The organism is Priestia megaterium NBRC 15308 = ATCC 14581, from assembly GCF_000832985.1.
GTDB lineage: Bacteria > Bacillota > Bacilli > Bacillales > Bacillaceae_H > Priestia > Priestia megaterium.
This window is the reverse complement of record NZ_CP009920.1, coordinates 902,880-915,202: the sequence shown is the minus strand read 5'-3', so window position 1 is coordinate 915,202 and position 12,323 is coordinate 902,880. Positions and strand designations below refer to the sequence as shown.

Sequence of the window (12,323 nt, the reverse complement as noted above, 5' to 3'; positions counted from 1 at the left end):
TGATGTTTGATCAGTTAAAAAACGGGGCACACATTCGGGAACTTGCTGCAAAAGTAGAAAAACAAATTAAGCCTGTACATGAGAAAATTGACGAGCGCATTGAAGCAAATCAATTTCGGGTGCTGCAAAGCTTTCAGCAAAATCGAGTGAGTGATTCACATTTTAATCCGACAACGGGGTATGGATATGACGATCTAGGCCGCGATACGTTGGAGAAAGTATACGCGGACGTTTTTGGAACAGAAGCTTGCCTGGTGCGTCCGCAAATTATTTCAGGTACGCACGCAATTGGTATATCGCTGTTTGGTGTACTGCGTCCTGGAGATGAACTATTATATATAACTGGAAAGCCTTATGACACTCTTGAAGAAATTGTTGGTATACGAGGAAGCGGCGTAGGCTCTTTAAAAGAATATAATATTAGCTATAAATCAGTAGATTTAACAGCGCAAGGTCAAGTGGATTTTGAAGAAGTGAAAGCGTCTATTCATGAGCACACAAAGATGATAGGCATTCAGCGCTCAAAAGGTTACGGCATTCGCCCTTCTTTTACAGTCGCGCAAATAAAAGAAATGATTTCTTTTGTAAAGAGTATTAAGCCTGACGTTATAGTATTTGTCGATAACTGCTACGGTGAATTTGTAGAAACAATCGAGCCAACGCATGTAGGAGCAGATTTGATGGCGGGGTCGCTCATTAAGAACCCTGGTGGAGGTCTTGCTAAAATCGGCGGCTATATTGCAGGACGAAAAGACCTAGTGGAAGCTTGTTCATACCGAATGACAACTCCTGGAATCGGTGCAGAAGCTGGAGCGACGCTGTATAGCTTGCAAGAAATGTATCAAGGTTTCTTTTTGGCTCCGCACGTAGTCGGTCAAGCATTAAAAGGAGCGGTTTTCTCATCCGCTATGTTCGAAGAGCTAGGGATGCAAAGTGAACCGAAGTGGAACAGTGAACGAACGGATTTAATTCAATCCGTGCAGTTCGATGACCGTGATAAGATGGTTTCTTTTTGTCAGGCTATTCAATTTGCTTCGCCAATTAATTCACACGTAACGGCCTATCCTGCTTATATGCCAGGGTACGAAGATGATGTGATTATGGCAGCTGGAACGTTTATACAAGGAGCAAGCCTTGAGCTGACGGCAGATGGACCTATCAGGCCTCCTTATGTTGCTTACGTGCAGGGCGGGTTAACGTATGCTCACGTAAAAGTAGCAATATGCATGGCAGTAGATCAAATGCTGACGAAAGAACTTTTATAAAATATAAGATAGAAAGACTATTTTCTCCCCGCTAAGAAAGAAAAGATAGGCTTATAAAAATAAACGAAGCGCTATTTATTTGTATAGAAGAAATGTTCAGAAAAATTTATGTTAGAATTACTAACATTCGGTTGACAGGTGAACTAACATAGCATACAATGTAAATAGTTAATCCAAAGGAGGAACTGAAATGAGTGACAACATTCGAAGAAATACGCCACTTTTCCCAATTGGAATTGTGATGCAGTTAACTGAGTTGTCGGCTCGCCAAATTCGCTACTATGAAGAACATGAATTAGTTGCACCAGTAAGAACAGAGGGAAATCGACGATTATTCTCATTTAACGATGTTGATAAGCTACTTGAAATCCGTGATCTTATTGAACAAGGTGTGAACTTAGCAGGTGTAAAACAGCTGTTTCATCTTCAAAAGGAGCAAAAAGGGCATAAGCAAGAAGAAAAAGTTGTGGCAGCAACAGCAAAGCCAGAATTAACGGACGATGAATTGCGAAAAATGCTTCGTGCAGAACTTATGCAAGCAGGCCGTTTTAATCGAGCAACTTTAAATCAAGGAGATATGTCCAGGTTCTTTCATTAATAAAGTTATCAATATTTATGCCGTTCGTATATGAGTGGTATAGATTATAAATATTATATAGAGATTTAGGGGAGGATCACACGATGGCAAAGTACACAAAAGAAGATATTTTCCGCAAAGTTCAAGAAGAGAATGTAAAGTATATTCGTCTTCAGTTCACTGACATTTTAGGAACAATTAAAAACGTTGAAATTCCAGTAAGTCAACTAGAAAAAGCGTTAGACAACAAAATGATGTTTGACGGTTCTTCTATTGAAGGGTTTGTACGTATTGAAGAATCAGATATGTACCTATTCCCGGACATTGATACATTTGTTATTTTCCCTTGGACATCTGAAAAAGGTAAAGTAGCACGTTTTATTTGTGACATCTACAATGCAGATAGAACTCCGTTTGATGGCGATCCACGTAATAACTTAAAACGTGTGTTAAAAGAGATGGAAGAGTTAGGATTTACTGACTTTAACCTTGGACCTGAGCCAGAGTTCTTCTTATTCAAATTAGACGAAAAAGGCGAACCTACATTAGAATTAAATGATAAAGGTGGCTACTTCGACTTAGCGCCAACTGACCTTGGTGAAAACTGCCGTCGTGACATCGTATTAGAGCTTGAAGAAATGGGCTTTGAAATTGAAGCATCTCACCATGAGGTAGCTCCTGGACAACACGAGATTGACTTCAAATATGCTGCTGCATTAAAAGCTTGTGATGATATCCAAACGTTCAAACTTGTTGTAAAAACAATTGCACGTAAACATGGCTTACATGCTACATTCATGCCAAAACCATTATTTGGTGTGAATGGTTCAGGTATGCACTGTAACGTTTCATTATTTAAAGATGGTCAAAACGCATTTTATGATGAAAACGGTAATCTAGAGCTAAGTGATACTGCTCGTCAATTTATCGCAGGTATCATCAAGCATGCACACAGCTTTACAGCAGTAACAAATCCTACTGTAAACTCTTATAAGCGTCTAGTACCTGGATATGAGGCTCCTTGTTATGTTGCATGGTCTGCTCGCAACCGTAGCCCATTAATCCGTATCCCAGCTTCTCGCGGCGTAGGAACTCGTGTTGAGGTACGTAGCGTAGACCCAGCTGCTAATCCATATTTAGCAATGGCTGTTCTATTAAAAGCTGGTTTAGATGGAATCAAGAACAACCTTGAAGCTCCAAAACCTATCGATCGTAATATCTATGTAATGACAAAAGAAGAGCGTGTTGAAGAAGGTATCGTAGATTTACCTGCAACATTAGCTCAAGCTTTAGATAGCTTCCAATCAAACGAAGTTATGGTTTCTGCATTAGGTGAACACTTAGCAGAGCACTTCGTTGAAGCGAAAGAAATCGAATGGGATATGTTCCGTACACAAGTTCATCCTTGGGAACGTGACCAATACATGAGCCAATATTAATTCCTAAAAGTCCGAGAGATCGTTTATACGTTCTCTCGGACTTTTTTGTTTTTCAAAATGAATAACATTGCGCATATTAAATATCGAACTAAGCTGTTTATAAAACAAGTATAACTGCCTGTCGTAAAATTTACGGGAGGATTTTTGTTGTTTTGTTATATACAGGAAAGAATTTGGTTATATGAATTAAAAAGGATAAGCTTTTTGTCTCATTGAATCTATATGTAAAAGTAGTGTATAACAGATAGAGAGATTGTTTATGTGTTCACTCTGCACTTCAGTATAACTTCAGAGAATTTTCAGCCAGTCGTAGTGTCATTAGAAAATACTGTTGGAGAGGAATGGAATAAAAATGCAAGAAGGAAATTTTTTCAAAGGTTTAGTAATAGGCATATTAATAAGCATTCCAATTTGGACTATTCTCATTGTTATAGGTATCCTGCTTTTTAAGTAGCTCCAAATCTAATAATAAAATAGACAAAACTTTCCTCATAGTGTATACTTTAAATGAAAATGATAATTATTATCATTCAATCAACAAATCAACACTCTGCATATAGCTGTCACTCCTTGAGAGCTACCCTTATTCAGTATTCTGTCTATAAAGCAGAATAACCCGTTACCATTAGGCAGCGGGTCTTTTTTTAGTGATTTTTCACCTGGTAGGCTAGTATACGTAGCACTTTTTTCGCTCGTGCATATGTTAACAATAAGGAGGGACAAGTAACATGAAAAAAATCTATCTTGATGCAGGACATGGTGGGGCAGATGTAGGAGCAGTTGGAGCGAACGGACTGTATGAAAAAAACTTAGTTTTAAAAATTCAACAATATTTAATAAGCTATTTAAATAGCATGTACAGTGATTTTACGATTAAAACCACTCGTACCACAGATGTTTTTTTATCGTTATCTCAGCGAGCTTCTCAAGCTAATTCGTGGGGCGCAGATGCGTTTATGTCTATTCACGTAAATGCCGGTGGAGGAACAGGATACGAAGATTATGTTTATAGAAGCGCTAGCAATGCCAGTAAAACGTTTCAATCGATTGTGCACGGTCAAGTACAGCCAACGCTGCTGTCGTATAATCATCCGAATCGCGGACGAAAATCAGCCAATTATGCGGTGCTTCGCTTAACAAATATGCCTGCAGTACTCACTGAAATAGCTTTTATTGATAGGAGCGCCGATGCAGCACTTCTTCAAAATGAAGCTTTTTTAAAAAGTATGGGTGAATCGTATGCTAAAGGAATTGCCGTATATTTAAATTTACCTCGGCGTGCAGTTCCAAATCCATCACCATCTCCAACACCGACACCGACACCAAATCCATCACCTTCTGAACCAGGTACAAAAACGTATACGATCAAGCAAGGAGATACGCTGTACAGTATTGCACAGAAGTACGGAATAACAGTACAAGCGCTGCAAGAAGCAAATAAAGGGCTTTCTGATCCTTTAACCCTACAGGTTGGAAAAACAATTGTTATTCCTTCAGGAACTTCACCAAACCCATCTCCAACACCGTCACCAACTCCACCTTCGGAACAATATCCACTTCCAAATGGAATTTTAAAACAAGGTGATTCTGGAGAAGCCGTGAAACAGCTTCAAAAAGCATTAAACGCAGTTAATTTTAAAGTAGGGTCAGTAGACGGAATATATGGAGTTCAAACGAAAGATGCAGTCAGACGTTTTCAGCTTGTGTATCTTCCTTATGATGTGGATGGCATTTATGGTCCTCAAACGAAAAACAAGCTAGCAGCCGTTTTAAAAGCAAAAAGTTAAAGCAAAAAAGTCTTCTGTACGCGGGCAGAAGACCTTTTGTTTTTCTGTTAAAAGTGCCTTAAGCACTATTTTATGGTTTACGTAAAATAATGCTTTACAAACCATTTGTACGGGAGTATATTATCTAAGAACAAAGGATAGTTATGAAAGAAACATGTTATCGATCATACCCTTTAACCGAAAATTATATTGACCTGTTATCGCTTAATTCGTCAGAAGTGGGGGACCCAAATTTGTGCATTGTCACTTGGGGTGAATCCTTTTTTTAAAAGGTAGGGCTACTCTCATAGCCCGAATCCGACAGCTAACCCCATAAGCGTTTTGGAGAGGAGGTTTAAGCTGTGTAAAAACGCTGAGAACCCTTAGTGTTTTTTTTGTGCGCTTTTTTAACATAAAAAGGTACTTTTTAGGGATAATATCACTTATTTATGAACTTGTAACGGAGCTTAGCAATGAACAGTAAATAGTAGCTAAGCAATCATCGGAGGGAAATTACGTGAACTATTCAGTTCTCAAAAGATTATTGATTGGAAAGCCGCTTAAAACAAAAGAGTTAGGCGACCAAAAACTTAGTAAGCTTAAAGCACTGGCTATTTTATCATCAGATGCCTTATCTTCAGTGGCTTATGGAACAGAACAAATTTTGATTGTACTTGCAACAGTCGGCGTCCTTGCCTATTGGTATTCGATTCCAATTGCGCTTGGGGTATTGGTTCTGCTGACGGCTTTAATTCTTTCATATCGCCAAATTATTTATGCGTATCCGCAAGGCGGAGGAGCTTATATTGTTTCGAAAACCAATTTAGGGGAAAATCCCGGGCTTATCGCTGGGGGATCATTGTTGGTGGATTATATTTTAACAGTTGCTGTGAGTGTTTCAGCAGGAACCGATGCTTTAACTTCGGCTTTTCCCGCGCTGCATCATTACAATGTAGTAATTGCGTGTTTGCTGGTGATTTTTATTACCGTCTTAAATTTACGTGGTGTAACAGAATCCGCTTCCGTATTAGCTTATCCGGTTTATTTATTTGTTATTGCTCTTATTTTGTTAATAGCGGTAGGCTTATTTAAAATAGCGACGGGTCAAGTTTCACCTGAGCTGCATCCATCTCTCGGTACAGTAGTGCCAGGTATTAGTTTGTTTTTATTATTAAAAGCTTTTTCATCAGGCTGTTCCGCATTGACAGGTGTAGAAGCTATTTCAAATGCAGTGCCTAACTTTAAAGAGCCAGGTGCAAAAAATGCTGTTCATACATTAATGCTGATGGGCGGTATTTTAGCCGTTTTATTTTCTGGCATCACGTTTTTAGCTTATTGGCTTGGCATTTCTCCAAAAGCAGATGAAACGGTTGTATCACAAATTGCATCGAGTGTGTTTGGACGAAATGGATTTTATTATTTTATTCAAGGCACAACAGCTCTAATTCTAGTGCTAGCGGCGAATACGGGCTTTTCAGCTTTCCCTTTGCTGGCTGTCAACTTATCGTCTGATAAATACATGCCAAGAATGTTTCAAATTCGTGGCGATCGATTAGGCTATTCAAATGGAATTGTGACCCTTGGAATTGCTTCTATTGTCTTAATTGTAGCTTTTAAAGGAGCGACTGAACAATTAATTCCTCTTTATGCAGTCGGGGTGTTTATTCCATTTACGCTTTCTCAAACAGGCATGATTGTCAAATGGCTTAGAGAAAAGCCGGCCGGCTGGCAAGGGAAGCTAACCATTAACTTAATTGGTGCCCTCATTACCTTAACGGTGCTAATTATTTTGTTTACAACGAAGTTTTCACAAGTATGGTCCGTGCTCATTTTCTTACCGGTTATTGTCTATATTTTCCATCGAATTCATACGCATTATGAAGCGGTAGGAGAGCAGCTTCGCATTAAGCAAGGAGAAAAGATTGGAAAGCTTGAAGGAAGTGTGGTCATTGTTCCTGTAGCAGGAATGACAAAGGTAGTAGAAAATTCATTAAATTATGCAAGAACGATTGGCGATACCGTTATTGCAGTGCATGTGGCCTTTGATCGAGAAAGCGAAAAGAGAATGGAAGAGAAGTGGGAGAAGTGGCAGCCTGATATTCGTATTGTTACGTTTCATTCTCAATACCGCAGCTTAGTTCGGCCGCTGTTTCGATTCATCGATATGGCTGAGGAAAAAGCTCGGGAAAATAATATGGCTATTACGGTCGTTATTCCGCAATTCATTACGAAAAAAAGCTGGCAAAATATCCTTCACAATCAGTCCAGTCTGTTGTTAAAAGCACATTTGCTTTACCGTAAAAATGTAATTGTTACAACTGTACCGTACCGTTTTAAAAAATAATGAAACATGACTAAAAACCTCCAACTTGTATGTTGGAGGTTTTTAATTTTTAAATTCACATACACTAACCGTAATCGAATCTCATCAAAGGCGCAAACGGAGGGATTGTATGAGTGAATTAATTAAATTGTTGCGAAAGGGAAATAAATCAGCCATCATGGCCGCTGTAGTTAATACCATTATCTCTATCATTAAAGGTATTGCCTTCGCTTTAACAGGGAATGTAGCAATGTTTGCTGAAACGATGCACAGCTTAGGCGATGCAGCTAATCAGTTTTTTGTCTTTATAGGTTCGGCATTAAGTAAAAAAGCCCCGACCAAACGATTTCCAAACGGTTTCGGCCGATTGGTTAATCTTGTTCTATTAGGAGCAGTTCTTGTAGTAGGGATTATGGCGTTTGAAACGATTAAAGAAGGATATCACCATATTCTTCATCCCACGAAGTCTTCAGGCTTTATTTTAAATATTGCAGTACTTGGCATCTCGGTGTTACTTGAGATGTTTGTCCTATTTAAGGCAATGAAAGAAATTTTGCACGATGTCGGAATGAATACTGCAGAGGTCAATGTTTTTACCCAAAGCTTTGTTCATTTAAGGAAAGCAAAGCCAGCAACCAAGCTGGTCTTTATGGAAGATCTGGTAGCTACTGGAGGAGGCGTATTGGCGTTAATAGCCGTTTTCATTTCACGGTTTACACCTTTTCACCAAGCTGAAGGAATTGCTTCTATTTTAATTGGGCTTATGATGTTTTTTGTGGTAGGACGAGTATTTTTAGATAATGCTGCTGGAGCGCTTGGTGAAGCAGATAAAGAAATGGAAATAAAAATTGGCGCGATTGTCATGCAAGATGTACAAGTGCGTGATATTCAAACATTAATGGTGATGAAAGAAGGAGAAGAGCTTCACGTTGAATTAAAAGTAGAAATTGATCCTTCTTTAACAGTGGCAGAAGCTGATGACATTAAAGATCGTCTGGAAAATCGTATTTTACAGGAAAAAGGAGTAACGGATGTCATTATTGAATTTGATGAAGATGATGGAATTCCGGACTGGGCGCCAAGTGATTTACAGCTTCAAAAAGAATAAAAAGAAGAGGTTTGGACAAAATTATTTTAATTGAAGAAGATCCGAACGATCAATCCAGATTCTTGATGGAGAATCCAATTCGTTCGGATTTTTTTATTGGTATGGTGACCGTAGGCTTCATGTTTTTAGTTGCTTCTAGCAGTTGATTGAAGGGCAGGCGAAGACTCCTGCTGAAGCTCACCGGCCGCCCGCGGAAAGCGAAGTCTTGCTCAGAAATCACCAGCGGTGTAACAAGCGACTCCTACTAGCTCATGTATCCGATTTGTTCGTCTGTAGATTGGAGAGGGAGTTATGTCTCGACCTCTTCTCTTTTTAAATGTGTATTCTCTGGTGCGAACAGCTTTTATGTTTTAAATCGATCTTTTAATAAATTCCATAGGGAGCTCACTCCGAGACTAATGCTGATCAGAATTCCTGATAGAGCTACTATTAAAGCGATATATTCAAAGATAGAAAACTGCTTCATACTATCCCAATTGATGTTTCCCTTTAGCTTGCTAATAACTAAATTCATTCCGTAAATACCGGAAAGAACGGTATAAATCGTTAAAATTAATAATAAGTAATTGTGACGCTTGGCCGCGATTTTCTCTTGATTTTGATACAAAGTACCAAGGGTTTCTTTGACTTCTTGATAAAGAGAATTGATGTGGAAGATTTTTTTAAAGAGCTCAGAAAACTCTTGACCTTCTGTGCGAGAGCTAATTTCTAAAAATAAATATTTACCTGAAAATACGGTAATAGAGCGGATTAGTCGCTCAATGCCCTCTGAATTTTTATGAAACGTGAGCTGAGAATACTCATAAGATAGTTTTAGCAACACGATTTTATAGAAAAAATGCAAAAATAAATTATAGTAATGCTGGCCAAATAGATGATTCATCAAAAGCTGATCCGTTTTAGAGTCTGTCGATTTAGAAATACACGAAAACACATGGTCTGTTATAACGTAATAGGTTTCAGGAGCCCATCTGGAGTACACGTGTTTGGTATTATACGTTTTAATATACTCGTGGTTGTGTGCAGAGATAAACGGTTTCCCGTCAGGCGTATAGCTATTTAGCTGCCCAGTACGAAATAAAGTTGTGGAGTTAATCTCTTGCTCTTGATTTACCGTTACATAACTTAATACAAACATCCGTTCATCGATAAAATAAGGAAGGCTCCCTACATGCTGTTCACGCGTGGCTTCTTTTTTGATGTGTTCGTTCAAAAATGGCGCAAGCTGTGAAAAAATATAATCCTGTACTTTGCTATAGCGATGATGTTCATAGGTAATGGTGGATCCATGCTCTTCAGCAAGCTTCGGTTCTAATACACGAAAATGATTCATGAATTCTAAAATGTCATCATAGGTGTAATGATTATGACTCATCTCAGTGCGAATGGTCATGACGCCAATTTCAAAAGGACATAAAAAAACATCCACAGACAGCACGTTGCTAGACACGGTGGTGGAGGAAGTTTGTAGCGTAACGGTATGGTCTATTTTTTTTGAAAATCGAAGCAAGCCTTCTTTTTCGCAGGAATCAGGGAATAGAATACATTCAATGTAAGGAAGAAAATATTGATCCAAGCTATCATGAGATACGTAATACTGTTCTCCGTAGTATTCTTTTTCTACATGTTTGTTTTGAATGGAAAAAAACTCAAACAAATTTGCTTCTAGTGCATGAACAAGCTGCTCTTTATTTTTTCGGTCAAAGGAAAAAGGAAAAAGAAACATGTTCATTGCTTTGGTAGGTACAATGGTTTGAAATGGTTCTGTTTTCCTTGGTGTATTGGTCATAAACTACATCCTTCTTATAGTCGGTTGTATTTCCTTGTAAGAGTCGAGGAAATGCAGGTAGAAAGTAAAAAAGGTAAAACAAGATTTACAAAAACCGTTCTACCTGCCTGCGATGATTCAACGTATCATTTATAATATGCCAATTTTTTTAGAAAACAAACGTAAAAAAACCAACTAACATCATGATTAGTTGGTTTTACATACAGTGTCTGATTAGTGAATCGTGCGATACACACCAGTTACTTTTCCTAAAATCGTTACGTGGCGAAGAATAATAGGCGCCATCGTTGAATTTTCAGGCTGTAAACGAACGAAATTTTCTTCTTTAAAGAAACGTTTTACCGTTGCTTCGTTGTCTTCGGTCATAGCGACCACAATATCTCCATTATTAGCTGTTTGCTGCTGACGTACGATTACCATATCGCCATCTAGAATACCTGCTTCAATCATACTTTCTCCCATAATTTCAAGCATAAATACATGATCATCTGGAGAAACGAATTTATCTGGAAGAGGGAAATATTCTTCCACATTTTCAACGGCTGTTATAGGCAGACCCGCTGTTACTTTACCGATAACAGGAACATTAATGACATTGCTTTTAGGGATGTTTACTTCGTCTAGTTGAAGAACTTCGATTGCTCTTGGTTTTGTCGGATCTCTGCGAATTAACCCTTTGCTTTCTAAACGAGCTAAATGTCCGTGTACAGTGGAGCTAGAGGCTAATCCTACCGCTTCCCCAATCTCACGAACAGAAGGCGGATAACCTTTTAATTTTACTTCATGCTTAATAAAATCTAGTATGTCTTGTTGACGTTTTGATAGCTTCATATTTTTCACCTCAATTTTAGCTATTCTTTAGGTGAATTATACCACGTGATGTGTCAATATACAAACATAAGTTCGAAGAATTCCATTGACAGAAACAAATGTTCTCACTAAAATAAGAACATATATTCTGATAGGGGGATCATAATATGCAACAATTCTTACATTCTATGAAACATTACGCTATTTTTTTTGCAGTTATCGCTGCACTTACATATGTATTGACGCTGGTTTTAGGAGCGGATAAAGTAGATTTAGACAAATATTCAACGGTTACTATCACAAAAGGAGATACGCTTTGGGAATTGTCCAACAAGTATCATAATCACCATCATTTGACCACCAATGAATTTGTCAAATGGGTTGAAGACGTCAATGACTTAAACTCAGACACTGTCCAGTCTTTATCTCCTGGAGATAAATTATATATTCCTGTTTTAAAAAAAGAGTTACATAATCAAGTGGCAATTGAACAGTAGTGTGTAACGGTCGTTCCTGAATATTGTTAGAAGCCGAAAAGGTCGTGATAAAAGTGGATGCCATTATTTATTGCCGTGTCAGTACGGATAAAAAAACCCAAGAAACATCTTTACAGCGCCAGCAAGAAGAATTAAAAAAGCTTGCTGATCTTCACCATCTAGACGTAAAAAAAGTCGTAATGGAAAAAGCAAGCGGATATGAAGTAGACAGAGAGGGTATTTTGGATGTTCTTCATACAATGAAAGAAGAAAAAATATCTGTGTTGCTTATTCAAGATGAAACACGATTAGGCAGAGGAAATGCCCGAATTGCGCTGCTTCATGCTTTTCATAAAGAAAATGCTACCATCTATACGATTAGTCATCAAGGCCAGCTTCAGCTTTCAGAATCTGATTCAATGGTGTTAGATATTATTAGCTTAGTGGAAGAGCATCAGCGGAAATTACATAATGCTAAAATTAAAAGAGGAATGAAAAGAGCTGTAGAAAACGGTTATCGTCCGCAGCAAAATTTAAAAAATCAAGGAGTTAACTCGGGAAGAGAAAAAAAAGAAGCGCCAATTGAAGAAATTGTCCGCCTTCGTCATAACGGCTTAACCTTTGCTGAAATCTCAGTTACGCTAAAAGGTTTTGGCTATAATATTTCAAAAGCGACGGTACATCGCCGCTATCAAGAATACCAAGAGAGTGCTCAATCTCTTGATAAAACGAAAGAGATTTAGTAAGATGACTACATGTTGCCGGAACGG

11 protein-coding genes and 1 riboswitch are annotated in these 12,323 nt (G+C 38.2%); of the genes, 9 read left to right on the top strand and 2 right to left on the bottom strand.

Going from position 1 to position 12,323, the window contains the following annotated elements:
• Nucleotides 1-2: 2 nt before the first annotated feature.
• The 7 genes from BG04_RS05285 to BG04_RS31645 all read left to right on the top strand — a co-directional run bounded on the left by BG04_RS05285 (nucleotide 3) and on the right by BG04_RS31645 (nucleotide 8,624).
• The gene (locus tag BG04_RS05285) at nucleotides 3-1,265 is read left to right on the top strand and encodes a methionine gamma-lyase family protein (RefSeq protein ID WP_034649286.1); all 1,263 of its coding nucleotides are present in this window, start codon (nucleotides 3-5) and stop codon (nucleotides 1,263-1,265) included.
• 190 nt (nucleotides 1,266-1,455) lie between these two features.
• Nucleotides 1,456-1,863 carry a MerR family transcriptional regulator gene (locus BG04_RS05280; protein ID WP_013058786.1) on the top strand — a complete coding sequence of 136 codons (408 nt, stop codon included), beginning with the start codon at nucleotides 1,456-1,458 and terminating at the stop codon, nucleotides 1,861-1,863.
• 83 nt (nucleotides 1,864-1,946) lie between these two features.
• A complete protein-coding gene (gene glnA, locus BG04_RS05275) occupies nucleotides 1,947-3,281 on the top strand; it encodes a type I glutamate--ammonia ligase (protein WP_013084732.1) in 1,335 nt (444 codons plus the stop codon).
• A 728-nt stretch (nucleotides 3,282-4,009) separates the two neighbouring features.
• Nucleotides 4,010-5,068 (top strand): N-acetylmuramoyl-L-alanine amidase, encoded by a 1,059-nt coding sequence (locus tag BG04_RS05270; RefSeq protein ID WP_034649290.1) that lies wholly within the window; start codon nucleotides 4,010-4,012, stop codon nucleotides 5,066-5,068.
• A 191-nt stretch (nucleotides 5,069-5,259) separates the two neighbouring features.
• A riboswitch (cyclic di-AMP (ydaO/yuaA leader) is annotated at nucleotides 5,260-5,402 on the top strand.
• A gap of 162 nt (nucleotides 5,403-5,564) precedes the next feature.
• Nucleotides 5,565-7,391 (top strand): APC family permease, encoded by a 1,827-nt coding sequence (locus tag BG04_RS05265; RefSeq protein ID WP_034649293.1) that lies wholly within the window; start codon nucleotides 5,565-5,567, stop codon nucleotides 7,389-7,391.
• Between the two features lie 109 nt (nucleotides 7,392-7,500).
• Nucleotides 7,501-8,478, top strand: coding sequence for a cation diffusion facilitator family transporter (locus BG04_RS05260; RefSeq protein ID WP_016765348.1), 978 nt, complete (start codon nucleotides 7,501-7,503; stop codon nucleotides 8,476-8,478).
• Between the two features lie 11 nt (nucleotides 8,479-8,489).
• Nucleotides 8,490-8,624 (top strand): hypothetical protein, encoded by a 135-nt coding sequence (locus tag BG04_RS31645; RefSeq protein ID WP_258357415.1) that lies wholly within the window; start codon nucleotides 8,490-8,492, stop codon nucleotides 8,622-8,624.
• Nucleotides 8,625-8,821: 197 nt separating this feature from the next.
• Here the strand turns inward: BG04_RS31645 and BG04_RS05255 are convergent, their stop codons facing one another.
• Together BG04_RS05255 and lexA are read right to left on the bottom strand one after the other, a co-directional pair.
• Entirely contained in the window at nucleotides 8,822-10,267 is a 1,446-nt protein-coding gene (locus BG04_RS05255; protein WP_034649295.1) for a magnesium transporter CorA family protein, read from the bottom strand.
• A gap of 213 nt (nucleotides 10,268-10,480) precedes the next feature.
• A complete protein-coding gene (gene lexA, locus BG04_RS05250; RefSeq protein WP_013058778.1) occupies nucleotides 10,481-11,098 on the bottom strand; it encodes a transcriptional repressor LexA in 618 nt (205 codons plus the stop codon).
• Nucleotides 11,099-11,244: 146 nt separating this feature from the next.
• Between lexA and yneA the strand changes: the two genes are divergently transcribed.
• Complete coding sequence (gene yneA, locus BG04_RS05245) at nucleotides 11,245-11,574, top strand: cell division suppressor protein YneA (protein WP_034649298.1); 330 nt, start codon at nucleotides 11,245-11,247, stop codon at nucleotides 11,572-11,574.
• Between the two features lie 53 nt (nucleotides 11,575-11,627).
• A complete protein-coding gene (locus BG04_RS05240; protein ID WP_034649300.1) occupies nucleotides 11,628-12,296 on the top strand; it encodes a YneB family resolvase-like protein in 669 nt (222 codons plus the stop codon).
• Nucleotides 12,297-12,323 lie beyond the last annotated feature (27 nt).